Origin of the sequence: Enterobacter cloacae complex sp.6700776, from assembly GCF_048284255.1 — a bacterium.
In the GTDB taxonomy this organism is placed as follows: domain Bacteria; phylum Pseudomonadota; class Gammaproteobacteria; order Enterobacterales; family Enterobacteriaceae; genus Enterobacter; species Enterobacter intestinihominis.
The window spans coordinates 1-24,089 of sequence record NZ_JBLVYK010000017.1 but is presented as its reverse complement, the minus strand read 5'-3'; the positions used below and the strand labels follow the sequence as shown (position 1 = coordinate 24,089).

The 24,089-nt window shown below is 56.2% G+C and carries 18 protein-coding genes; 12 read left to right on the top strand and 6 right to left on the bottom strand.

Features of this window, described 5'->3' with window-relative positions; all coding sequences use genetic code 11:
• Positions 1-98 precede the first annotated feature (98 nt).
• Both macA and macB read left to right on the top strand, forming a co-directional pair.
• The gene (macA, locus tag ACNQ0T_RS18900; RefSeq protein WP_022647609.1) at positions 99-1,214 is read left to right on the top strand and encodes a macrolide transporter subunit MacA; all 1,116 of its coding nucleotides are present in this window, start codon (positions 99-101) and stop codon (positions 1,212-1,214) included.
• On the top strand, positions 1,211-3,151 hold the full coding sequence (gene macB / locus ACNQ0T_RS18895; RefSeq protein ID WP_023305795.1) for a macrolide ABC transporter ATP-binding protein/permease MacB: 1,941 nt from the start codon (positions 1,211-1,213) through the stop codon (positions 3,149-3,151). The genes macA and macB overlap by 4 nt, the downstream gene beginning before the upstream one ends.
• Positions 3,152-3,221: 70 nt before the next feature.
• Here the strand turns inward: macB and cspD are convergent, their stop codons facing one another.
• Entirely contained in the window at positions 3,222-3,443 is a 222-nt protein-coding gene (cspD, locus tag ACNQ0T_RS18890) for a cold shock-like protein CspD (RefSeq protein WP_006174390.1), read from the bottom strand.
• A gap of 267 nt (positions 3,444-3,710) precedes the next feature.
• On the opposite strand from cspD, the gene clpS reads away from it, so the two are divergent.
• From clpS to ACNQ0T_RS18875, 3 genes are all read left to right on the top strand, one after another.
• Positions 3,711-4,031 carry an ATP-dependent Clp protease adapter ClpS gene (gene clpS / locus ACNQ0T_RS18885; RefSeq protein WP_006174393.1) on the top strand — a complete coding sequence of 107 codons (321 nt, stop codon included), beginning with the start codon at positions 3,711-3,713 and terminating at the stop codon, positions 4,029-4,031.
• A 27-nt stretch (positions 4,032-4,058) separates the two neighbouring features.
• Positions 4,059-6,338, top strand: a complete 2,280-nt coding sequence (gene clpA, locus ACNQ0T_RS18880; RefSeq protein ID WP_022647611.1) for an ATP-dependent Clp protease ATP-binding subunit ClpA — start codon at positions 4,059-4,061, stop codon at positions 6,336-6,338.
• 253 nt (positions 6,339-6,591) lie between these two features.
• On the top strand, positions 6,592-7,041 hold the full coding sequence (locus ACNQ0T_RS18875; RefSeq protein ID WP_038415770.1) for a hypothetical protein: 450 nt from the start codon (positions 6,592-6,594) through the stop codon (positions 7,039-7,041).
• Positions 7,042-7,112: 71 nt separating this feature from the next.
• On the opposite strand, the gene infA is transcribed toward ACNQ0T_RS18875, so the two are convergent.
• The 5 genes from infA to trxB all read right to left on the bottom strand — a co-directional run bounded on the left by infA (position 7,113) and on the right by trxB (position 12,936).
• A complete protein-coding gene (gene infA / locus ACNQ0T_RS18870) occupies positions 7,113-7,331 on the bottom strand; it encodes a translation initiation factor IF-1 (protein WP_002211347.1) in 219 nt (72 codons plus the stop codon).
• 284 nt (positions 7,332-7,615) lie between these two features.
• Positions 7,616-8,320 carry a leucyl/phenylalanyl-tRNA--protein transferase gene (gene aat, locus ACNQ0T_RS18865; RefSeq protein ID WP_023299713.1) on the bottom strand — a complete coding sequence of 235 codons (705 nt, stop codon included), beginning with the start codon at positions 8,318-8,320 and terminating at the stop codon, positions 7,616-7,618.
• A gap of 45 nt (positions 8,321-8,365) precedes the next feature.
• Positions 8,366-10,087 carry a heme ABC transporter ATP-binding protein/permease CydC gene (gene cydC, locus ACNQ0T_RS18860; RefSeq protein ID WP_417930318.1) on the bottom strand — a complete coding sequence of 574 codons (1,722 nt, stop codon included), beginning with the start codon at positions 10,085-10,087 and terminating at the stop codon, positions 8,366-8,368.
• Complete coding sequence (gene cydD, locus ACNQ0T_RS18855; protein ID WP_032624541.1) at positions 10,087-11,853, bottom strand: heme ABC transporter permease/ATP-binding protein CydD; 1,767 nt, start codon at positions 11,851-11,853, stop codon at positions 10,087-10,089. The genes cydC and cydD overlap by 1 nt, the downstream gene beginning before the upstream one ends.
• A 114-nt stretch (positions 11,854-11,967) precedes the next feature.
• A complete protein-coding gene (gene trxB / locus ACNQ0T_RS18850; RefSeq protein ID WP_022647616.1) occupies positions 11,968-12,936 on the bottom strand; it encodes a thioredoxin-disulfide reductase in 969 nt (322 codons plus the stop codon).
• A 543-nt stretch (positions 12,937-13,479) separates the two neighbouring features.
• Here trxB and lrp point away from each other — a divergent pair.
• The 7 genes from lrp to ACNQ0T_RS18815 form a co-directional block, all read left to right on the top strand.
• Positions 13,480-13,974, top strand: a complete 495-nt coding sequence (lrp, locus tag ACNQ0T_RS18845) for a leucine-responsive transcriptional regulator Lrp (RefSeq protein WP_000228469.1) — start codon at positions 13,480-13,482, stop codon at positions 13,972-13,974.
• Positions 13,975-14,109: 135 nt separating this feature from the next.
• A complete protein-coding gene (locus ACNQ0T_RS18840) occupies positions 14,110-17,793 on the top strand; it encodes a DNA translocase FtsK 4TM domain-containing protein (RefSeq protein WP_417930317.1) in 3,684 nt (1,227 codons plus the stop codon).
• Positions 17,794-17,920: 127 nt separating this feature from the next.
• A complete protein-coding gene (gene lolA / locus ACNQ0T_RS18835) occupies positions 17,921-18,535 on the top strand; it encodes an outer membrane lipoprotein chaperone LolA (RefSeq protein ID WP_022647618.1) in 615 nt (204 codons plus the stop codon).
• A gap of 9 nt (positions 18,536-18,544) precedes the next feature.
• Positions 18,545-19,888: a replication-associated recombination protein RarA gene (gene rarA, locus ACNQ0T_RS18830; RefSeq protein WP_032624539.1), complete on the top strand. Its 1,344-nt coding sequence runs from the start codon at positions 18,545-18,547 to the stop codon at positions 19,886-19,888.
• Positions 19,889-19,980: 92 nt separating this feature from the next.
• Complete coding sequence (serS, locus tag ACNQ0T_RS18825) at positions 19,981-21,273, top strand: serine--tRNA ligase (protein WP_003858266.1); 1,293 nt, start codon at positions 19,981-19,983, stop codon at positions 21,271-21,273.
• Positions 21,274-21,484: 211 nt separating this feature from the next.
• Entirely contained in the window at positions 21,485-23,929 is a 2,445-nt protein-coding gene (gene dmsA, locus ACNQ0T_RS18820) for a dimethylsulfoxide reductase subunit A (RefSeq protein ID WP_023299718.1), read from the top strand.
• Positions 23,930-23,939: 10 nt separating this feature from the next.
• Positions 23,940-24,089 (top strand): 4Fe-4S binding protein (locus ACNQ0T_RS18815; RefSeq protein ID WP_031612572.1); only part of this gene is annotated, 150 nt, incomplete at its 3' end.

Below are 24,089 nucleotides of genomic sequence, written 5' to 3'. Positions count from 1 at the left end.
AACAATTCCCGACGATTACGGGGATCGGGGGTTTCGTTGAGGAGTGGTTTAGATAAAATCAACGGTGATGATAGCCAGAACAATTATTTGGAATATTTATGAACCTGAAGGGAAAACGCAGAAAGCTGTTTCTGCTGCTGGCGGTAGTGGTGTTAGCAGGCGGATTCTGGTTATGGAAGGTACTGAACGCGCCGGTACCACAGTATCAAACGCTGATTGTTCGTCCGGGCGAGCTGCAACAAAACGTGCTGGCGACGGGGAAGCTGGATGCCCTGCGTAAGGTTGACGTGGGCGCGCAGGTCAGCGGTCAGCTTAAAACCCTGTCGGTTGAGATTGGCGATAAGGTTAAAAAAGGCCAGTTGCTTGGCGTGATCGATCCTGAGCAGGCGCAAAACCAGATCCGCGAAGTGGAAGCGACGCTGATGGAGTTGCGCGCGCAGCGCGCTCAGGCTCAGGCGGAGCGTAATCTCGCTCAGGTCACCCTGTCGCGCCAGCAGGCGCTGGCGAAAACGCAGGCCATCTCGAAACAGGATCTGGACACAGCCGCCACGGAGCTGGCGGTGAAGCAGGCGCAGATTGGCACCATCGATGCGCAAATCAAGCGGAATCAGGCCTCGCTGGATACGGCGAAAACCAACCTCGATTACACGCAAATCGTTGCGCCAATGGCCGGGGAAGTGACGCAGATAACCACCCTGCAAGGCCAGACGGTCATCGCCGCGCAGCAGGCGCCGAACATCCTGACCCTGGCGGATATGAGCACCATGCTGGTGAAAGCCCAGGTATCTGAAGCGGACGTCATTCACCTTAAGCCGGGGCAGAAAGCCTGGTTTACGGTGCTGGGCGATCCGCAAACCCGCTATGAAGGGGTGCTGAAAGATATCCTGCCGACGCCGGAGAAGGTCAACGACGCCATCTTCTACTATGCGCGTTTTGAGGTGCCTAACCCGCAGGGCGTGCTGCGTCTGGACATGACCGCTCAGGTGCATATCCAGCTGACCGGCGTGAAAAACGTGCTGACGGTTCCGCTCTCCGCGCTGGGCGAATCCGCCGGGGACAATCGCTACAAGGTGAAAGTGCTGCGCAACGGTGAAACCCGCGAGCGGGAAGTGGTGATTGGCGCACGTAACGACACCGACGTGGTGGTGGTTAAAGGGCTGGAAGAGGGTGAGGAAGTGGTCACCAGCGAAAGCCTGCCTGGAGCCGCGCAATGACGGCGCTGCTTGAGCTGAATGACATTCGTCGCAGCTATCCGTCCGGCGACGGGCCGGTGGAGGTGCTGAAAGGCATCTCCCTGCGCGTTGAAGCCGGTGAAATGGTGGCGATTGTCGGGGCATCGGGCTCGGGTAAATCAACGCTGATGAACATTCTCGGCTGTCTGGATAAGCCTACCAGCGGCACCTATCGCGTGGCCGGGACGGATGTTTCCACCCTGGACGGCGACGCGCTGGCGAAGCTGCGTCGCGAGCATTTTGGCTTTATCTTCCAGCGTTACCATCTGCTTTCACACCTGAGCGCGGCGCAGAATGTGGAAGTGCCAGCGGTGTATGCGGGCGTCGAGCGCAAAAAACGCCTCGAACGCGCGAAGGCGCTGTTAACGCGTCTTGGGCTGGCGGAGCGTGTTGATTATCAGCCTTCGCAGCTTTCCGGCGGTCAGCAGCAACGCGTGAGTATTGCCCGCGCGCTGATGAACGGTGGGCAGGTGATCCTCGCCGATGAGCCAACCGGTGCGCTCGACAGCCATTCCGGTGAAGAGGTGATGGCGATCCTGCATCAGCTTCGCGATCAGGGGCATACGGTGATTATCGTCACCCACGATCCGCAGGTGGCAGCGCAGGCGGAACGCATTATCGAGATCCACGACGGCGAGCTGGTCAGCAACCCGCCGCCACGTCAGTCCAGAGCGGCGGCGGCGAAAGAGGCGCTGCCAGCCGCAACCGGCTGGGGCCAGTTTTCCAGCGGTTTCCGCGAGGCGCTGACCATGGCCTGGCTGGCGATGGCGGCCAACAAAATGCGCACTCTGCTGACCATGCTTGGCATCATTATTGGTATTGCCTCAGTGGTGTCGATTGTGGTGGTGGGCGATGCGGCGAAACAGCTGGTGCTGGCAGATATTCGTGCCATCGGGACTAACACCATCGACGTTTACCCCGGCAAAGATTTTGGCGACGACGAGCCGCAGTATCAGCAGGCGCTGAAGTATGACGATCTGGCGGCTATTCAGAAGCAGCCGTGGGTGAACTCCGCCACGCCTGCCGTCTCGCAAAACCTGCGTCTGCGCTACGGCAACATCGACGTGGCGGCCAGCGCTAACGGCGTCAGCGGAGATTACTTCAACGTCTACGGCATGACCTTCAGCGAAGGGGCGACCTTCAACGCTGAACAGCTGGCGGGCAGGGCGCAGGTGGTGGTGTTAGACGCTAACTCCCGCAGGCAGCTGTTCCCGAATAAGACCAATGTGGTGGGGGAAGTGATCCTCGTAGGCAACATGCCAGCGACGGTGATCGGCGTGGCGGAAGAGAAGCAGTCGATGTTCGGCAGCAGTAAAATCCTGCGCGTCTGGCTGCCGTACACCACCATTTCCGGGCGCATCATGGGGCAGTCCTGGCTTAACTCTATTACCGTTCGAGTGAAGGAGGGCTACGACAGCGGGCTGGCGGAACAGCAGCTGGAGCGGCTGTTAACCCTGCGCCACGGGAAAAAGGATTTCTTCACCTGGAATATGGATGGCCTCTTGAAAACGGCGGAAAAGACCACACGTACTCTTCAGCTGTTCCTGACGCTGGTGGCGGTGATTTCGCTGGTCGTCGGCGGGATAGGGGTGATGAACATTATGCTGGTGTCGGTGACCGAACGTACGCGGGAGATCGGCATCCGCATGGCGGTCGGAGCCAGAGCTAGCGACGTGCTGCAGCAATTTTTGATTGAAGCGGTGCTGGTGTGTCTGGTGGGCGGTGCGATGGGGATTGCGCTCTCGATGATGATCGCCTTTGCGCTCCAGCTCTTCTTACCGGGCTGGGAGATTGGCTTCTCGCCGATGGCGATCCTGACGGCGTTTTTATGTTCCACCTTCACCGGAATTCTGTTCGGCTGGCTACCGGCGCGAAACGCGGCGCGGCTGGATCCGGTGGATGCGCTGGCGCGCGAATAACCCGAAAATAAAAATGCCAGCCGATCGGGCTGGCATTTTGCCTGCAGGGTGTACACAATGAATCAGAGAGCTATGCAACCGCTTCTGCTTCAACGGGGACGATCAGACTGGCATGATTGCCTTTTGGCCCCTGGTGTACATCGAACCGGACGGACTGCCCGGCTTTGAGCGTCCTGTAACCATCCATCTGAATGGTGGAATAGTGAGCGAAGATATCCTCGCCGCCGCCTTCGGGGCAAATGAAGCCAAACCCCTTGGCGTTGTTGAACCACTTAACAGTACCCATTTCCATGCTTCGACATCCTTCGTAAATCTTATAAATTAAGATGGAATGAACCGGTGGTGGAGTGGGGGCTGTTCAAAACCTCGCCAACTCACGCTTGTACAATTTAGAGAAACGGAAGAAGCCGTCAAGCGTTTGGCGCTGGAGTTGGGACAATAATCAACCAAAATTTGAGGCAGTTAACGCTATTGCAACAGTTTGTGACAGACATCGCGGATGACAGTAATAGATGATTGTTATCTAACATCTGAGGTAGATTCAAAGTGGTTATGCATAATGGGTAAGACCAACGATTGGCTGGATTTTGACCAGCTGGCGGAAGATAAAGTGCGCGACGCGCTAAAACCGCCATCTATGTATAAAGTTATGTTAATGAACGATGATTACACGCCGATGGAATTTGTTATTGACGTGCTACAAAAGTTCTTTTCTTATGATGTTGAACGTGCAACGCAACTGATGCTTACCGTTCATTATCGTGGCAAAGCGATCTGCGGCATCTTTACTGCCGAAGTAGCGGAAACCAAAGTAGCGATGGTGAACGACTATGCAAGGGAGAACGAGCATCCGTTGCTGTGTACGCTGGAAAAGGCCTGATAAGGCATAAAATTGGGGGAGGTGCCTATGCTCAATCAAGAACTGGAACTCAGTTTAAACATGGCTTTCGCCAGAGCGCGTGAGCACCGACATGAGTTTATGACCGTCGAGCATTTGCTGCTCGCACTGCTTAGCAACCCATCTGCCCGCGAAGCGCTGGAAGCCTGCTCCGTGGATCTGGTGGCGCTACGTCAGGAACTCGAAGCCTTCATCGAACAAACCACACCGGTGCTGCCAGCCAGTGAAGAAGAGCGCGACACACAGCCGACGCTCAGCTTCCAGCGCGTGCTACAGCGCGCGGTTTTCCACGTCCAGTCTTCCGGACGTAGCGAAGTGACGGGCGCCAATGTGCTGGTCGCCATCTTCAGTGAGCAGGAGTCCCAGGCGGCCTACCTGCTGCGTAAACACGAAGTCAGCCGGCTCGATGTGGTCAACTTCATCTCTCACGGAACGCGAAAAGACGAGCCTAACCAGGCATCGGATCCCAGCGGACAGATCAACAGCAATGAAGAGCAAGCAGGCGGGGAGGATCGTATGGAAAACTTCACCACCAACCTTAACCAGCTTGCTCGCGTTGGCGGTATCGACCCGCTGATTGGCCGCGACAAAGAGCTGGAACGTGCCATACAGGTGCTGTGCCGTCGCCGCAAGAATAACCCGCTGCTGGTGGGGGAATCTGGCGTGGGTAAAACCGCGATTGCCGAAGGTCTGGCCTGGCGCATTGTGCAGGGCGACGTGCCGGAAGTGATTGCCGACTGCACCATCTACTCGCTGGATATCGGCTCGCTGCTGGCGGGCACCAAATACCGCGGTGATTTTGAAAAACGTTTCAAAGCGCTGTTAAAACAGCTGGAGCAGGACACCAACAGCATCCTGTTTATCGATGAGATCCACACCATCATCGGCGCAGGCGCGGCTTCCGGTGGTCAGGTAGATGCCGCCAACCTGATCAAACCGCTGCTCTCCAGCGGCAAGATCCGCGTGATGGGCTCTACGACGTACCAGGAGTTCAGCAACATCTTTGAGAAGGATCGTGCGCTGGCGCGTCGTTTCCAGAAAATCGACGTAACCGAGCCGTCGGTTGACGAAACGGTGCAGATCATCAACGGCCTGAAAACCAAGTACGAAGCGCACCACGACGTGCGTTACACCGCGAAAGCGGTGCGTGCGGCGGTGGAGCTGGCGGTGAAATACATCAACGATCGTCATCTGCCGGATAAAGCGATCGACGTGATTGATGAAGCGGGTGCGCGTGCGCGCCTGATGCCAGCGAGCAAGCGTAAGAAAACCGTGAACGTAGCGGATATCGAGTCCGTGGTGGCCCGTATCGCACGTATCCCTGAGAAGAGCGTCTCTCAGAGCGACCGTGATACGCTGCGCACCCTCGGCAATCGCCTGAAAATGCTGGTCTTTGGTCAGGATAAAGCTATTGAGGCCTTAACCGAAGCGATCAAGATGGCCCGTGCTGGCCTGGGGCATGACCACAAGCCTGTCGGTTCCTTCCTGTTCGCCGGCCCGACCGGTGTGGGTAAAACCGAGGTAACGGTGCAGCTCTCCAAAGCGCTGGGCATTGAGCTGTTGCGCTTTGATATGTCCGAGTATATGGAGCGTCACACCGTCAGCCGTTTGATTGGTGCGCCTCCGGGCTACGTGGGCTTTGACCAGGGCGGCCTGCTCACCGACGCGGTGATCAAGCATCCGCACGCGGTCCTGCTTCTTGATGAAATTGAGAAAGCGCACCCGGACGTGTTCAACATCCTGTTGCAGGTGATGGACAACGGGACGCTGACCGATAACAACGGGCGCAAGGCCGATTTCCGCAACGTGGTGCTGGTGATGACCACCAACGCCGGGGTACGTGAAACCGAGCGCAAATCCATCGGCCTGATCCATCAGGATAACAGCACCGATGCGATGGAGGAGATCAAGAAGATCTTCACGCCGGAGTTCCGTAACCGTCTGGACAACATTATCTGGTTCGATCACCTGTCTACCGAGGTGATCCATCAGGTGGTGGATAAGTTCATCGTCGAGCTGCAGGTTCAGCTGGATCAGAAAGGCGTGTCGCTGGAAGTGAGCCAGGAGGCCCGCAACTGGCTGGCCGAGAAAGGCTACGACCGTGCGATGGGTGCCCGTCCGATGGCGCGTGTGATTCAGGACAACCTGAAGAAACCGCTGGCGAACGAACTGCTGTTTGGATCGCTGGTTGACGGCGGCCAGGTGACCGTGGCGCTGGATCAGGCGAAGAACGAGCTGACGTACGATTTCCAGAGTGCGGCGAAGCACAAGCCGGAAGCGGCTCACTGAGTTGAAAGGTAAAAGCAAAACGGCAACTTCGGTTGCCGTTTTTTTTGTTTGCTCCCTCTCCCAGTGGGAGAGGGCTGGGGTGAGGGCATCAGGCCGCAGAGGAATTTTGCGAGGCGCTTTCCAGTTTCTTTCGAAGTCAGTTGCTGGATAAATCTACAGTAATAAAATGGTGTCGCACCTGCAAAATCGGGTGCCGGGATTGGCGTCCTGAAAGTGTGTGCACAGACAATCTTGCGTGCATAAAGGATTACATATGACTAATATTAATAGCTTCGCCCAGCTCTACACCGAACTCTCCCTCAACCCCGATCTCCCAACTCTTGCCGAACGCTGTAACCTGCTCACTGAAATCCTGCTCGACTGTCATTCGCTCCCACAAACGCAGCCCGTTTGCCGCTGTCTCGGAGCTTATCTGGAAGAGGTAAAATCCGGCCTCACAGAATCCATGCGTGATTTTCAGGTGGTGGAATTTGAGGACGAAGCGGAACAGCCGCGACAAAAAGAGTGGTTGCTGGAAGATACAGAAACGAAATGTGACTACTGCCGGGCGTTAAACCACGTGCTGCTGGTTTCGCATTTTGACCGCGATATGTTGCCGCACCTGACGGGACTGTTGCATGACATTACCCACGCGATAGCTGAAGATTTAATCGTACCCATGAACCCGTGCATGACAATACATCTGCCGACACAGCCACACTAAGGCCATAAATAAAAAAGGCCGGGATTGTCCCGACCTTTTAAATATTCATCTGCCATTACAGGCGAAAACAATTAGCGACTACGGAAGACAATGCGGCCTTTGCTCAGGTCGTACGGGGTCAGTTCAACAGTCACTTTGTCGCCCGTCAAAATGCGGATATAGTTTTTGCGCATTTTACCGGAGATGTGCGCAGTTACCACGTGACCGTTTTCCAGTTCTACGCGAAACATGGTATTAGGCAACGTATCAAGTACGGTACCCTGCATTTCAATATTGTCTTCTTTGGCCATCTAATCCTCTGGGGTATCACTACCAAGTTTTGAACCGGCAAGATAATGCCGAAATTCATCAATTAAGTAAAGAATTGCGCGTTTAAAACGCAGCAAAACAATTTCAGCGTATTGCCCAAGCGTCACGGTACAACCGAACGGAAAGCGCATTCGTAAAGGGGATACGACAGGATAAACGTCAGGACGTTATCTGAAGCGAGGGTCCCAAACGGCGGCGGGGCAACAGGCAGAAGCTACTCTGCGGCGTAATTATAACACCCTCATAAAAAATATGCGGAAAACATTTAGGCATTGGGCATAAAGAGCATTCTGGGAACCCAAAAATCGCGCGGAAGAGTCTCCTGTCGGCACTGTTCAAGGTGTTCGATATAGCGTCGGCGGGAAATTTCAACCGCGCCGAGCGAGGCGGTGTGCTCATTCAGCACCTGACAATCCATCAGTTGTCCGCCGCGTTGGGCAAATTCCTGGCTAAAAACCAGCAGCGCGGTTTTCGACGCATTCGTGGCGCGGGAGAACATCGACTCGCCGCAGAACAGCGTGCCCTGCGCCACCCCGTACATCCCCCCAACGAGGTCATCATCTTTCCATACTTCGATGGAGTGCGCGTAGCCCAGCTCATGAAGCTGGTGGTAGGCGATAATGATGTCGCGGGTTATCCAGGTGCCTTCATGACGATCTTCAGCGCAGCCTTCGATAACCTGCCCGAAGGCATGATTGAGCGTGACGCGATAGGGCGAATTTGCGTGAAAACGTTTCATGCTGCGGCTCAGGTGAAACTGCCCGGGCCACAGCACGGCTCGCGGGTCCGGAGACCACCATAAAATCGGGTCGCCGGGAGAAAACCACGGGAAGATGCCGCGCTGGTAAGCCATTAAGAGACGCGCCGGGCTGAGATCGCCGCCCAAAGCCAGCAATCCGTTAGGTTCACGCAGCGCCCCCTCCGGAGAAGGGAACGCAATATTATGGCGAGAAAGCTGCACCAGGCGCATGACAACAGAACTCCAGTACGCGAGAGAGGACGCTACAAATATAGTCTACAGGCGCTGTTTAAACTGGTAGTAGCGACCCTGTTTTGCCAGCAGCTCTGCGTGATTACCTTGCTCAATTATGTGTCCGTTGTCCATCACAATTATTCGATCGAAATTCACCAGCCCGCGCAGGCGGTGAGTGACCATCAGCACGGTTTTGCCTTTCATCACCTTTGTCAGTAAATCAAGAATTTGACTCTCGGTTGTCGCATCCAGACCTTCTGTCGGTTCATCCAGCAACATCAGCGGCGCATCGTGCAGTAAGGCGCGCGCGATGGCCAGACGACGCAGTTCGCCGCCGGAAAGCTGTCGGCCCCCTTCACCCAGCCAGCTGTTCAACCCGTCGTCCTCAAGCAGCTTGTGCAGCCCAACCTGTTCCAGCATCGCCCGCAGCGTATCGTCAGAGGCGTCCGGTGCCGCCAGAAGAAGATTATCGCGCAGCGTAGCGCTGAACAGGTGCACACGCTGGGGCACGACGCTGACCGTTTTACGCAAGGCCGCTTCGCTAAAATCAGACAGCGGAAGGTCGTTAAACCGAATCTCGCCCTGCTGCGGGTCCCAGGCGCGCGTGAGGAGTTGCAGAAGCGTCGATTTGCCACATCCCGTACGGCCAAGGATCGCAATGCGCTGCCCGGCATCAACAGAAAGGCTGATATCTTCCAGCGCGTTTTGCGCCTGCTTGTCGTAGGCGAAGGTGACGTTGCTGAGCGTCAGCGCGACCTGCTCCGGCACGATGGTTTGACCCGCGCTGAACTTCACTTCCGGCTCCTGCTCTGCAATATCCGTAATGCGCAGCGCAGAGGCAATCACCTGGCCGAGATGCTGAAAGGCGCCGGTGACCGGGGCTAAGGCTTCGAAGGCTGCCAGGGCACAGAAAACAAACAGCGCAATCAGCGGGCCAGGCTGCGGGTTACCGCCCACGCCACCGGAGGCCATCCAGAGCATGGCGATAACGGCAAACCCACCGATTAACATCATCAGCGCCTGAGAAAACGCGGTCAGTTCAGACTGGCGACGCTGGGCTTCATGCCAGTTCAGTTCCGTATTTTCCATACGGGTGCGGTAGCGCTTGATGGCACCAAAAATGGTGAGCTCGGCCTGACCCTGCAACCAGGAGGTGAGCTGCTGGCGGTATTCCCCGCGCAGACGCGTCAGGTTTTCCCCGGTGGTTTTACCTGCACGATAAAACAGGGGCGGCAGAATAATCAGCGTCATCAGCATGATGCCGCCGAGCGTCAGTGCGATGGGAACATCCAGGAAACTCAACCCCAGCGTGACCACGACAATCACCACAAACGCGCCCACCATGGGCGAGATGACGCGCAGATAGAGGTGATCCAGCGTATCCACATCCGCAACTACGCGGTTGAGTAATTCGCCCTGCCGAAAACGTGCCAGCCCGGCAGGGGAGAGGGGCAGCAATTTGCTGAACGTATAAATACGCAGGTGTTGCAGCACGCGGAAGGTCGCGTCGTGGCTGACCAGGCGTTCGAAGTAGCGCCCGGCAGTTCGCGTAATCGCCGTGCCGCGCACCCCGGCGGCAGGCAGCATGTAGTTAAAGCTGTATAGCCCGGCAAAGCCTGCGGCCGCAGACGCGGAGAGGAACCAGCCAGAAAGCGTAAGCAGGCCGATGCTGGCGAGCAGAGTGATAATCGCCAGTACGATCCCGAGCGTCAGCATCCATTTGTGGCGTTTATACAAAGCAAGATAGGGAAGCAGGGCGCGCATCAGATATCCTCCTGACGGTTCGCCAGCAGGGTCGCAAAGGGCCCCTGCGCGGCAACAAGCGCGGCGTAATCGCCTTGCTCAACAATGTGTCCGTTTTCCATCACCCAGATCTGATCCCAGTCGGCAATACCTTCCAGCTGGTGGGTCACCATCAGGGTAGTTTGCTGGCGTGAGGCTGCGTTAAGCGCATCCATCACGCGCTGCTCGCTGTGAGCGTCCAGGCTGGCGGCGGGTTCGTCCAGCAGCATTAACGAACAGGGGTTCAGCAGCGCACGGGCAACCGCGACGCGCTGTGCCTGGCCCACTGACAGCCCGGCAGACTGATCGCCAATGACGGTATCGACACCCTGCGCAAGCAGCGGCAAAAACTCGCTGACCCAGGCGCGGTCGAGGACCGATTGCAGCTCATCGTCACGTGCATCCGGCCTTGCCAGCAGCACATTCTCGCGCAGCGTCGGGGCAGGCAGCTGAGGGTTTTGACCCACCCAGCTTAGCTGTTTACGCCAGGCATCAGGATCGAGCTCGCGTAGCTCCGTTTTGTTGATACGCAGCGATCCGGTGTACGCCATAAAACCTGACAGCGCATTCAACAATGAGCTTTTACCTGAGCCGCTGGTACCCACCAGCACCACACGTTGCCCGGCAGGCAGGGTGAAGTTCAGCGGGCCGGCCAGCACTTTGCCTTCAGGCGACAGAACAGAAAAATCCTGTGCTTCAATGGTCACCGGATCGTTCGTATTCAGCGTCACCTCACCACGCTCCGGATGCGCCAGCGGCGTTTCCATAAAGGTTTTCAGGCTGTCGGCAGCACCCACCGCCTGCGCTTTGGCATGGTAAAAGGTGCCGAGATCGCGAAGCGGCTGGAAAAATTCCGGGGCCAGGATCAGCGCCAGGAACCCGGCGGAAAGCGTGACCGCCGTACCGTAGTGGCCAAAGTCCAGCGCGCCGAGGTAGGAGAAGCCAAAGTAAACCGCCACAAGCGCAATCGACAGGGAGGTAAAGAACTCGAGCACGCCGGAAGAAAGGAAGGCCATGCGCAACACTTCCATGGTGCGCTGACGAAAATCCTGCGACGCCAGGCGAATGTTTTCGGTTTCCGCTTCACCACGACCAAAGATCCGCAGGGTTTCCATTCCGCGCAGACGGTCCAGGAAATGACCGCTCAACCGACCCAGCGCAAGGAAGTTGCGACGGTTAGCATCTGCCGCACCCATGCCGACCATCGCCATAAACAGCGGGATGAGCGGGGCGGTCCCCATCAGGATCAGAGCCGCTACCCAGTTAACAGGGAAGATGGCGATAACAATCATCAGAGGCACAAACACTGCCAGCGCCATCTGTGGAAGATAACGCGCATAGTAATCGTGCATATCGTCGATTTGCTCCAGGATCAGCGTCGCCCAGCTACCGGCCGGTTTGCCCTGGATCCACGCAGGCCCGGCTTCCGAAAGCCGGTCGAGCACTTTGCGGCGGATCTCATAGCGGATGTGCTGGCCGGCATGGAACCCAACCCGTTCGCGCAGCCAGACCACCCACGCACGCAGGACGAAAACCAGCACCAGAACGATAAACGGCAGCAGCAGCGCTTCGCGCGGGATGCTCTCCATGATCATATGATTGAGAATGCGGGCCAGCAGCCATGCCTGGGCAACAATCAACAGACCGCTGATAAATCCCAGAACGCGGGAAATCATAAGCCAGCGGCGGGACAGAACGCTTTGCTGTTTCAGCCAGCGCGTTAACTCTTGTTGACGGGTTTTTTCCATTGCGTACTTTGCAGGTGACGTTATAAGAAATTAGACATCTGCATGTTACACGTGAGCAAAAATAAAGGCGACCAGTGGCCGCCTTTATTTACGTTTGTTACTGACTTGTAAAGATTATTTACCTTGTTCTGCCAGTCCGTCCAGATAGCGTTCTGCGTCCAGGGCGGCCATACAGCCGGTGCCCGCAGAGGTGATCGCCTGACGATAAATATGGTCCATCACGTCGCCAGCCGCGAAGACGCCTGGGATGCTGGTCTGCGTCGCATTGCCGTGAATGCCAGACTGCACTTTGATGTAGCCGTTCTCCAGCTCAAGTTGGCCTTCGAAAATGGCCGTGTTCGGGCTGTGACCGATTGCCACAAACAGGCCTGCCACCTCCAGCGTTTCGACGGTGTCGGTGTTCTGCGTATCACGAATTCGCAGACCTGCCACACCCATCTGATCGCCGGTCACTTCTTCCAGCGTACGGTTGGTATGCAGCACAATGTTGCCGCTCGCCACTTTATCCATCAGGCGTTTGATCAGGATCTTCTCGGCGCGGAAGGTGTCGCGACGGTGGATCAGGTGTACTTCTGAGGCGATGTTCGCCAGATACAACGCTTCTTCAACAGCGGTGTTGCCGCCGCCAATCACCGCAACTTTCTGGTTGCGATAGAAGAAACCGTCGCAGGTCGCGCAGGCTGATACGCCTCGCCCTTTGAATGCTTCTTCAGACGGCAGACCGAGATAACGGGCAGAGGCACCGGTAGCGATGATCAGCGCATCGCAGGTGTATTCACCGCTGTCGCCGGTCAGACGGAACGGACGGTTCTGCAAATCCACTTTATTAATGTGGTCGAACAGGATTTCGGTTTCGAATTTAGCAGCATGCTCGTGCATGCGCTCCATCAGCAGCGGCCCGGTCAGGTCGTTCGGGTCGCCCGGCCAGTTTTCCACTTCCGTGGTGGTGGTCAGCTGACCGCCTTTTTCCATCCCGGTAATCAGTACCGGTTGCAGGTTAGCGCGTGCAGCATAGACCGCTGCGGTATATCCCGCAGGTCCAGAACCAAGGATTAGCAGCTTACTGTGTTTGGTCGTGCCCATGAGATCCCCATTGTTGTTGGCAGGCAATGGGCTGGATTGTAGGGAATTTGTTGCCGTAAAAAAAGAGCACGACAGTTTTGCTTCCGATATATGCAATAGTCACGCCCTATGGATCAGACACGGTCATATCACGTCTGCTACTGAAAATCGCGCGTTTATAAGGCAATAAAATGATGATTAATACCCCCCCGTAATGAATATCCGGCATCTTGTACTAAAAATCGATGTTTTGCTTTGACAATCCCCTGCGCTTTTGCGAAAACATTCAAGGAAGAAAAAAAGACGCATGAACTGCATGCCGAATAGACATGCACGTAAATGCCATTTTTACCGGGTCAGTGAAATCTACGCATGGTGTGGACAGACGCCATACGTGATGTCTGTGACTGCTTTCGGGCAACGGTCTTCTTACCGCAGAACCCGAATCCACATCGCGTCTAATACATAACCAGGCGATGTGATGAATAACGGGTGCAGGCTCTGAACAGTGATGTGCACAGGGTCCAGGCAGGAGTAGGGAAGGAATACAGAGAGACAATAATAATGGTAGATAGCAAGAAGCGCCCTGGCAAAGATCTCGACCGTATCGATCGTAACATTCTTAATGAATTGCAAAAGGATGGGCGTATTTCCAACGTCGAGCTTTCAAAACGTGTGGGACTTTCCCCGACGCCGTGCCTTGAGCGTGTGCGTCGACTGGAAAGACAGGGTTTTATCCAGGGCTATACGGCTCTGCTAAACCCGCATTATCTGGATGCCTCACTTCTGGTATTTGTTGAGATTACTCTGAATCGTGGTGCGCCGGATGTGTTTGAGCAATTTAACGCCGCTGTACAAAAACTTGAAGAAATTCAAGAGTGTCATCTGGTTTCCGGTGATTTTGACTACCTGTTAAAAACCCGTGTGCCTGATATGTCCGCCTACCGTAAGCTGCTGGGTGAAACCCTGCTGCGTCTGCCAGGCGTGAACGACACCCGTACTTATGTGGTGATGGAAGAGGTCAAACAGAGCAATCGTCTGGTTATTAAGACGCGCTAACACGGAACAGGTGCAAAATCAGTGTAGTTTGATTACACTCCTGTTAATCCATACAGCAACAGTGCCGGGGATACCCGGCGCTGTTGTCCGTTTTAGCACACAGGCAGGACATGCCTGATACCTGGAGAGCCTTTCTTGAGCCAGGAATACACTGAAGACAAAGAAGTCACATTATCTAAGCTAAGCAGCGGACGTCGTCTCCTCGAGGCGTTACTGATTGTTATTGCCCTTTTTGCCGTCTGGCTGATGGCCGCCTTACTCAGTTTCAACCCCTCAGATCCCAGCTGGTCGCAAACCGCATGGCATGAGCCTATTCATAACTTAGGTGGCGTTCCCGGTGCCTGGCTTGCGGACACGCTCTTTTTCATTTTCGGAGTGATGGCTTATACCCTTCCCGTCATCATTATTGGCGGATGCTGGTTTGCCTGGCGTCATCGACAGAACGACGACTACATCGATTATTTTGCCGTTTCGCTGCGCCTGATTGGCGCCCTGGCGCTGATCCTCACCTCCTGTGGGCTGGCGGCGATCAACGCTGATGATATCTGGTACTTCGCCTCCGGCGGGGTGATCGGCAGCCTGTTGAGCTCCGCGCTGCAACCGATGCTTCATAGCAGCGGCGGCACGCTGGCGCTGCTCTGTATCTGGGCGGCGGGCCTGACGCTGTTTACCGGCTGGTCCTGGGTGAGCATTGCTGAGAAGATCGGCAGCTTTATTCTGACGCTGCTGACGTTCGCCAGCAACCGTACCCGTCGTGACGATACGTGGGTCGATGAAGACGAGTATGAAGATGAGTACGAAGAGGAAGACGAGGCGCCTGTACAGCGGCGTGAATCTCGCCGCGCGCGTATTCTGCGCGGTGCTCTGGCGCGCCGCCAGCGCGTCGCTGAAAAATTTGCTAACCCGTTAGGCCGTAAAACGGATGCCGCGCTGTTCTCCGGCAAACGTATGGATGAAGACGAGCAGATTGAGTATCGCGGTGCGGCCGTCGATCCTGATGACGTACTGTTCTCTGGCCATCGAGCCACGCCGGGAGAGTATGACGAATACGATCCGCTGCTGAATGGCCACTCCGTGACTGAACCGGTAGCCGCTGCTGCTGCCGCAACGACGGCTGCTCAGGCCCATGTTGCGCCTGTTGAAGCCGTGATGCCGTCCTCGCCTGTTCCGGCACCGGAGTCCGCGATCCAGCAACCGCAGGTAGACTGGCAGACTGCGCCAGGCGTCCATACGCCTGAACCGACCATTGCGCCTGAGCCTGAAAGTTATATTCCTGTGCAGCAGGAACAGTGGCAGCAACCGTATCAGCCGCCTGAGCCTGCCAGCGTGCCGCAACAACCGTATCAGGCTTATACGCCCGAACCCGCTGTACCTGAACAGCCATACGTTGCGCCGGTGTCTGAACCCGAAGTGGTGGAGGAAGCGAAGCCATCCCGTCCGCCATTATACTATTTTGAAGAAGTGGAAGAGCGCCGCGCCCGTGAGCGCGAGCAGCTTGCCGCCTGGTATCAGCCCGTGCCCGAGCCGGTGCAGGAGCCTGTTGCAAAAGCGCCTTCGGTCAGCGTTCCACCTGTAGAACCTACGCCAGCCGTTGCGTCGGGTGCAGAAGCCGTGAAGCAGGCAACGGCAGCCGCTGCCGCGTCCGCTCCGCTATTCAGCCCGGCAGCCGACAGCGCCCCGCGTCCTCAGGTGAAAGAGGGCATTGGTCCACAGCTGCCGCGCCCTAACCGCGTGCGCGTACCGACTCGCCGGGAGCTGGCCTCTTATGGCATTAAACTGCCTTCCCAGCGTATGGCGGAAGAAAAAGCCCGTGAGTCCGACTACGAAGATGATGCCGACGAACTGCATCAGGATGAGCTGGCGCGTCAGTTTGCTGCCCAGCAGAATCAGCGTTACGGCGAAGAGTATCAGCATGACGTGCCTTCACAGCATGACGTGCCTTCACAGCAGGACGACGATGATGCGGCCGAAGCGGAGCTGGCGCGCCAGTTTGCAGCAACGCAGCAGCAGCGTTATTCCGGTGAGCAACCTTCGGGGGCAAACCCGTTCTCGCTGTCGGATTTCGAATTCTCACCAATGAAAGATCTGGTGGATGATGGCCCAAGCGAACCGCTGTTCACGCCGAGCGTAATGCCGGAAGCGGAGCCGGTGCGTCAGCCGCCTGCACCACAGGCTTACGTGCAGCCGCAACAGCCGGCGCCGCAGGCGTATGCGCAGCCGCAGACACCTTCTCAACCGCCTCAGCCACAGTTCCAGCAGCCAGCACCACAGCCGCAGGAGAGCCTGATTCACCCGCTGCTGATGCGTAACGGAGACAGCCGACCGCTGCAACGACCAAGTACGCCGCTACCGTCGCTGGATCTGTTAACGCCACCGCCAGCGGAAGTCGAGCCGGTGGATACCTTTGCCCTTGAGCAGATGGCCCGTCTGGTGGAAGCGCGTCTGGCTGACTTCCGCATTAAAGCGGACGTGGTGAACTACTCACCGGGCCCGGTGATCACCCGTTTCGAACTGAACCTGGCACCGGGCGTAAAAGCGGCGCGTATTTCTAACCTCTCCCGCGACCTGGCGCGTTCTCTGTCCACCGTGGCGGTACGCGTGGTGGAAGTGATCCCAGGCAAGCCTTACGTTGGCCTTGAGCTGCCAAACAAGAAACGCCAGACCGTTTATCTGCGTGAAGTTCTGGATAACACCAAATTCCGCGACAACCCGTCCCCGCTGACCGTGGTGCTGGGTAAAGATATCGCCGGCGATCCGGTGGTTGCCGATCTCGCGAAGATGCCGCACCTGCTGGTTGCGGGTACAACAGGCTCGGGTAAATCGGTCGGTGTGAACGCCATGATCCTCAGTATGCTCTACAAAGCGCAGCCTGAAGACGTGCGTTTCATCATGATCGACCCAAAAATGCTCGAACTGTCCGTCTACGAAGGCATTCCGCATCTGTTAACGGAAGTGGTTACCGACATGAAGGACGCCGCCAACGCATTACGCTGGAGCGTCAATGAAATGGAGCGTCGCTACAAGCTGATGTCGGCGCTGGGCGTGCGTAACCTGGCCGGTTATAACGAGAAAATCGCCGAGGCGGCGCGTATGGGCCGTCCGATTCCGGACCCATACTGGAAGCCGGGTGACAGCATGGATGCCCAGCATCCGGTGCTGGAAAAACTGCCTTACATCGTGGTGCTGGTGGATGAATTTGCCGACCTGATGATGACCGTTGGCAAGAAAGTGGAAGAGCTGATTGCGCGTCTGGCACAGAAAGCGCGTGCGGCGGGCATCCACCTGGTACTGGCAACGCAGCGTCCGTCCGTGGATGTAATCACCGGTCTTATTAAGGCAAACATCCCGACCCGTATCGCGTTTACCGTGTCGAGTAAAATAGACTCCCGTACTATCCTTGACCAGGGCGGAGCAGAGTCGCTGCTGGGGATGGGTGATATGCTCTATTCCGGGCCGAACTCCACCTCGCCGGTGCGTGTTCACGGTGCGTTTGTTCGCGACCAGGAAGTGCACGCGGTTGTGCAGGACTGGAAAGCGCGCGGGCGACCGCAATATGTTGACGGCATCACCTCTGACAGCGAAAACGAAGGTGGCGGCGGTGGTTTTGACGGCGGCGAAGAGCTGGATCCGTTATTCGACCAGGCGGTTAATTTCGTCACCGAAAAACGCAAAGCGTCCATCTCCGGCGTGCAGCGCCAGTTCCGTATCGGTTACAACCGCGCGGCGCGTATCATTGAGCAGATGGAAGCCCAGGGCATCGTGAGCGAACAGGGGCACAACGGTAACCGTGAGGTGCTGGCGCCACCGCCTTTTGAGTAATCTTCAGCGATTGCAAAGAAGGGTAAATCAGCAAAAATTAAGCATATTCTTCTGTCGCCTGCCTTCGGGCAGGTACAGAATAGAAACGGAACCCCCATATCGGGAAGACGTATTTTAAGGAATAACAATGAAAAAAATCGCCATCGCCTGTGCATTACTCTCCAGTTTTGTTGCCAGCAGCGTCTGGGCTGATGCAGCCAGCGACCTTAAAAGCCGACTGGATAAAGTGAGCAGTTTCCACGCCAGCTTCACGCAAAAAGTGACTGACGGCAGCGGCAACGCGGTGCAGGAAGGCCAGGGAGATTTGTGGGTAAAACGCCCAAATCTGTTCAACTGGCACATGACCCAGCCGGATGAAAGCGTTCTGGTGTCTGACGGGAAAACCTTATGGTTCTACAACCCGTTTGTTGAGCAGGCGACCGCCACCTGGCTAAAAGACGCGACCAGCAATACGCCGTTTATGCTCATTGCCCGTAACCAGTCCAGCGACTGGCAGCAGTACAACATCAAACAAAACGGTGATGAGTTCGTCCTGACGCCAAAAGGCAGCAACGGTAATCTGAAGCAGTTCACCATTAACGTGAGCAGCAACGGTACCATCAATCAGTTCGGCGCGGTTGAGCAGGACGATCAGCGCAGCAGCTATCAGTTGAAGTCTCAGCAAAACGGCGCCATTGATGCATCGAAATTCACCTTTACCCCGCCGCAGGGCGTAACGGTGGACGATCAACGCAATAAGTAAGAGGCATGAGTGAGCAACCTGTCGCTCGATTTTTCAGATAATGCGTTTCAACCTCTGGCCGCCCGTATGCGGCCAGAAAATTTAGCGCAGTACATCGGTCAGCAACATCTGCTGGCTGCGGGGAAACCCTTGCCGCGCGCTATTGAGGCGGGGCATCTGCACTCCATGATCCTCTGGGGGCCACCCGGCACCGGAAAAACCACGCTCGCTGAAGTGATCGCCCGCTATGCCAACGCGGACGTTGAGCGCATCTCGGCGGTCACGTCGGGGGTGAAAGAGATCCGCGAGGCGATCGAGCGGGCGCGACAAAACCGCAATGCCGGACGTCGCACCATTCTGTTTGTCGACGAAGTTCACCGCTTCAACAAGAGCCAGCAGGACGCCTTTCTGCCGCACATTGAAGACGGTACGATTTTCTTTATTGGCGCCACCACGGAAAACCCGTCGTTTGAACTGAACTCTGCGCTGCTCTCCCGGGCGCGCGTGTATCTGCTTAAATCGCTGACCACGGAAGATATTGAAAAAGTTCTGACGCAGGCGATGGAGGACAAAGCGCGCGGTTACGGCGGGCAGGATATCGTTCTGCCGGACGAGACGCGTCTTGCTATCGCCGAACTGGTTAACGGTGATGCCCGTCGTGCGTTGAACACGCTCGAAATGATGGCCGATATGGCCGAAGTGGACGATGCGGGCAAGCGCGTATTAAAGCCTGAACTGCTCACCGAAATTGCCGGTGAGCGCAGCGCGCGCTTCGATAATAAAGGCGATCGTTTTTACGACCTCATCTCTGCATTACACAAGTCCGTGCGCGGCAGCGCTCCGGATGCGGCGCTCTACTGGTATGCGCGTATCATCACCGCCGGTGGCGATCCGTTATATGTCGCGCGTCGCTGCCTGGCGATTGCGTCAGAAGATGTCGGTAATGCCGATCCACGCGCCATGCAGGTCGCTATTTCCGCCTGGGACTGCTTTACCCGCGTCGGGCCTGCGGAGGGCGAGCGTGCCATTGCGCAGGCAATTGTCTATCTGGCTTGCGCACCGAAAAGTAACGCGGTGTATACCGCCTTCAAAGCGGCGATGTCGGATGCACGTGAACGTCCGGACTACGATGTGCCGGTTCATCTGCGCAATGCGCCAACCAAATTGATGAAAGAGATGGGTTACGGGCAGGAGTATCGCTACGCCCATGACGAACCCAACGCCTACGCCGCCGGCGAGGAGTATTTCCCGCAGGAGATGGCACAAACCCGCTATTATCACCCCACAAATAGAGGTCTTGAGGGTAAGATTGGCGAAAAGCTCGCCTGGCTTGCCGGACAGGATCAAAATAGCCCTATAAAACGCTACCGTTAGTTCAATCGTTGCGGTAATGTTGGCAATATATCTCTGTGGCCGCAGGCTGTGGTCACTTTTTCCTCTTTTAATTCGATAAGCACAGGATAAGCATGCTCGATCCCAATCTGCTGCGTAATGAGCCAGACGCAGTCGCTGAAAAACTGGCACGCCGGGGCTTTAAGCTGGATGTAGATAAGCTGCGCGCTCTTGAAGAGCGTCGTAAAGTTTTGCAGGTACAAACAGAAAATCTGCAGGCAGAGCGTAATTCTCGATCGAAATCCATTGGCCAGGCGAAAGCGCGCGGGGAAGATATTGAGCCATTACGCCTGGAAGTGAACAAACTGGGTGAAGAGCTGGATCAGGCGAAAGCTGAACTGGACGTTCTTCAGGCTGAAATTCGTGATATCGCTCTGGCGATCCCGAACATTCCTGACGACAGCGTCCCTGTCGGCAAAGACGAAAACGACAACGTTGAAGTGAAACGCTGGGGTACGCCTCGCGAGTTTGACTTCGAGGTGCGCGATCACGTGACGCTGGGCGAAATGCACGCGGGCCTGGACTTTGCGGCTGCGGTTAAGCTGACCGGTTCTCGCTTCGTGGTAATGAAAGGACAGATTGCTCACCTGCACCGCGCGCTGGCGCAATTTATGCTGGATCTGCACACCGAGCAGCATGGCTACAGCGAAACCTACGTTCCGTATCTGGTTAACCACGATACGCTGTACGGTACAGGCCAGCTGCCGAAATTTGCCGGCGATCTGTTCCATACCCGTCCGCTGGACGAAGAAGCTGACAGCAGCAACTACGCGCTGATCCCAACCGCGGAAGTGCCGCTGACCAACCTCGTGCGTGATGAGATCATCGACGAAGACGATCTGCCAATCAAACTGACTGCGCACTCTCCATGTTTCCGTTCTGAAGCCGGTTCTTACGGTCGTGATACGCGCGGTCTGATCCGTATGCACCAGTTCGATAAAGTTGAGATGGTGCAGATCGTTCGTCCGGAAGAGTCTATGGACGCGCTGGAAGAGATGACAGGTCACGCAGAGAAAGTGCTGGAGCTGCTGGGGCTGCCATACCGCCGTATGGCGCTGTGCACCGGTGACATGGGCTTCGGCGCCTGCAAAACCTTCGACCTCGAAGTCTGGGTGCCTGCGCAAAACACCTACCGTGAAATCTCCTCTTGCTCTAACGTCTGGGATTTCCAGGCGCGTCGTATGCAGGCGCGTTGCCGCAGCAAGTCCGACAAGAAGACCCGTCTGGTTCATACCCTGAACGGTTCTGGTCTGGCGGTTGGCCGTACGCTGGTTGCCGTGCTGGAGAACTACCAGCAGGCAGATGGTCGTATTGAGATCCCTGAGGTGCTGCGTCCTTACATGAAAGGCCAGCAGTTCATCGGCTAATATTTTGCTGCAAAACAAAAAAGCGCCTCAGGGCGCTTTTTTTATATCTTTGATTTGATACGACGCAATATTCCCTCCCTCTAAAGTAGTAATACTCCTCCGAACGAAAGTTAGCATAAAACACCTGTAACGAAGGAATTCGTTATATATAAAACTACATAGCGGTATGCGCCGCCTCTCTTTTCTTTGTGAGCAACCAAAGTGAGTCTTTATGAAAATCAAAGCGCCTGAAGCGTTAATGGCTGCCGAGGTCACTCGCCGTGGGTTGATGAAAACCACGGCAATAGGTGGTCTGGCGGTTGCCAGCAGCGCCTTTACGCTTCCTTTTACCCGTCTGGCGTCGGCGGCGGAGGCTCTGTCTCCCGCTTCAGCCCCGGAAAAAGTGGTGTGGAGTGCCTGTACCGTTAACTGTGGTAGCCGTTGTCCCCTGCGTATGCATGTTGTGGACGGTGAAATCAAATACGTTGAAACCGACAATACCGGCGATGATAACTACGAAGGGTTACACCAGGTTCGTGCCTGTCTGCGTGGCCGCTCAATGCGCCGTCGCGTTTATAACCCGGATCGTCTGAAATATCCGATGAAGCGTGTCGGTAAGCGTGGGGAAGGGAAGTTCGAGCGCATTAGCTGGGACGAAGCCTACGATATTATCGCGACCAACATGCAGCGCCTGATCAAAGAATACGGCAACGAATCCATCTACCTGAACTATGGCACCGGGACGCTGGGCGGCACCATGACCCGCTCCTGGCCGCCGGGTAAAACGCTGGTAGCGCGCCTGATGAACTGCTGCGGCGGCTATCTCAACCATTATGGCGACTACTCTTCCGCACAGATTGCCGCGGGCCTGAACTACACCTATGGCGGCTGGGCAGACGGTAACAGCCCGTCGGATATAGAAAACAGCAAGCTGGTGGTATTGTTCGGCAACAACCCGGGCGAAACGCGTATGAGCGGCGGTGGGGTAACCTATTATCTTGAGCAGGCGCGCGCCAAATCCAACGCACGTATGATCATCGTCGATCCGCGCTACACCGATACCGGCGCGGGGCGAGAAGACGAGTGGATCCCTATCCGCCCTGGTACCGATGCGGCGCTGGTCAATGCGCTGGCGTATGTGATGATCACTGAAAACCTCGTCGATCAGCCGTTCCTTGATAAATACTGCGTCGGCTATGACGAGAAGACGCTGCCAGCCAGCGCACCGGCTAACGGGCATTACAAAGCGTATATTCTTGGTCAGGGCAGCGACGGGGTAGCGAAAACCCCTGAGTGGGCATCCACCATCACCGGCATTCCAGTCGAACGTATTGTTCAGCTGGCCCGTGAAATTGGTTCAGCAAAACCGGCTTATATCAGCCAGGGCTGGGGACCGCAGCGTCACGCGAACGGCGAAATTGCCACCCGCGCTATTTCTATGCTCTCGATTCTGACTGGCAACGTCGGCATTCACGGCGGTAATAGCGGGGCGCGTGAAGGCTCGTATGAAGTACCGTTTGAACGTATGCCAACGCTGGATAACCCGGTTCAGACCAGCATCTCCATGTTTATGTGGACGGACGCGATTGAGCGCGGCCCGGAAATGACCGCGCTACGCGACGGTGTTCGGGGCAAAGATAAGCTGGATGTGCCAATCAAAATGATCTGGAACTATGCCGGTAACTGCCTGATCAACCAGCACTCAGAGATCAACCGCACCCATGAAATTTTGCAGGACGACAAGAAGTGCGAAATGATTGTGGTGATCGACTGCCACATGACCTCATCGGCGAAGTATGCCGATATTCTGCTCCCAGACTGCACCGCCTCTGAGCAGATGGATTTCGCGCTGGACGCCTCCTGCGGCAACATGTCCTATGTGATCTTCACAGACCAGGCCATCAAACCGCGCTTCGAGTGCAAAACTATCTATGAGATGACGTCCGAGCTGGCGAAACGTCTTGGCGTTGAGCAGCAGTTCACAGAGGGGCGTACTCAGGAAGAGTGGATGCGCCATCTGCACGAGCTCTCACGCAAAGCCATTCCAGACCTGCCGGACTTCGATACCTTCCGCAAGCAGGGCATGTACAAGCAGCGCGATCCGGAAGGGCATCACGTGGCGTATAAAGCCTTCCGCGACGATCCGCAGGCCAATCCGCTGACCACGCCGTCGGGCAAAATCGAGATCTACTCCGAAGAGCTGGCAAAAATTGCCGCCACGTGGGAATTGCCGGAAGGGGACGTTATCGATCCGCTGCCGATCTATACGCCTGGCTTCGAAAACTACAACGATCCGCTGACGGAGAAATTCCCACTTCAGTTAACCGGTTTCCACTACAAAGCGCGTGTTCACTCCACCTACGGCAACGTTGACGTTCTGAAAGCGGCCTGCCGACAGGAGATGTGGATCAACCCGATGGATGCGAAAGCGCGCGGCATCAGTAATGGCGATCGCGTACGTATCTTCAACGGACGTGGCGAAGTGCATATCGAAGCTAAAGTGACTCCGCGCATGATGCCTGGCGTTGTCGCGCTGGGGGAAGGGGCCTGGTATAACCCGGATGCGAACCGTATCGATCAGGCGGGCTGCATCAACGTTCTCACTACGCAGCGTCCATCGCCGCTGGCGAAGGGCAACCCATCCCACACAAACCTCGTTCAGGTTGAAAAGGCGTAAGGAGTAACCGATGACAACCCAGTATGGATTTTTTATTGATTCCAGCCGCTGCACCGGGTGCAAAACCTGCGAGCTGGCCTGCAAGGATTATAAAGACCTGACCCCGGACGTCAGCTTCCGTCGTATTTATGAATACGCGGGCGGCGACTGGCAGGAGGAT

Excerpts from the sequence above, each read along its gene's own strand:
- aat (WP_023299713.1), bottom strand. The coding sequence starts at position 8,320 with ATGCGCCTGGTGCAGCTTTCTCGCCATAATATTGCGTTCCCTTCTCCG.
- lolA (WP_022647618.1), top strand. The coding sequence starts at position 17,921 with ATGAAAAAAATCGCCATCGCCTGTGCATTACTCTCCAGTTTTGTTGCC.
- cspD (WP_006174390.1), bottom strand. The coding sequence starts at position 3,443 with ATGGAAATGGGTACTGTTAAGTGGTTCAACAACGCCAAGGGGTTTGGC.
- clpA (WP_022647611.1), top strand. The coding sequence starts at position 4,059 with ATGCTCAATCAAGAACTGGAACTCAGTTTAAACATGGCTTTCGCCAGA.
- macA (WP_022647609.1), top strand. The coding sequence starts at position 99 with ATGAACCTGAAGGGAAAACGCAGAAAGCTGTTTCTGCTGCTGGCGGTA.
- dmsA (WP_023299718.1), top strand. The coding sequence starts at position 21,485 with ATGAAAATCAAAGCGCCTGAAGCGTTAATGGCTGCCGAGGTCACTCGC.
- infA (WP_002211347.1), bottom strand. The coding sequence starts at position 7,331 with ATGGCCAAAGAAGACAATATTGAAATGCAGGGTACCGTACTTGATACG.
- ACNQ0T_RS18875 (WP_038415770.1), top strand. The coding sequence starts at position 6,592 with ATGACTAATATTAATAGCTTCGCCCAGCTCTACACCGAACTCTCCCTC.
- cydD (WP_032624541.1), bottom strand. The coding sequence starts at position 11,853 with ATGGAAAAAACCCGTCAACAAGAGTTAACGCGCTGGCTGAAACAGCAA.
- macB (WP_023305795.1), top strand. The coding sequence starts at position 1,211 with ATGACGGCGCTGCTTGAGCTGAATGACATTCGTCGCAGCTATCCGTCC.
- serS (WP_003858266.1), top strand. The coding sequence starts at position 19,981 with ATGCTCGATCCCAATCTGCTGCGTAATGAGCCAGACGCAGTCGCTGAA.
- trxB (WP_022647616.1), bottom strand. The coding sequence starts at position 12,936 with ATGGGCACGACCAAACACAGTAAGCTGCTAATCCTTGGTTCTGGACCT.
- lrp (WP_000228469.1), top strand. The coding sequence starts at position 13,480 with ATGGTAGATAGCAAGAAGCGCCCTGGCAAAGATCTCGACCGTATCGAT.
- clpS (WP_006174393.1), top strand. The coding sequence starts at position 3,711 with ATGGGTAAGACCAACGATTGGCTGGATTTTGACCAGCTGGCGGAAGAT.
- cydC (WP_417930318.1), bottom strand. The coding sequence starts at position 10,087 with ATGCGCGCCCTGCTTCCCTATCTTGCTTTGTATAAACGCCACAAATGG.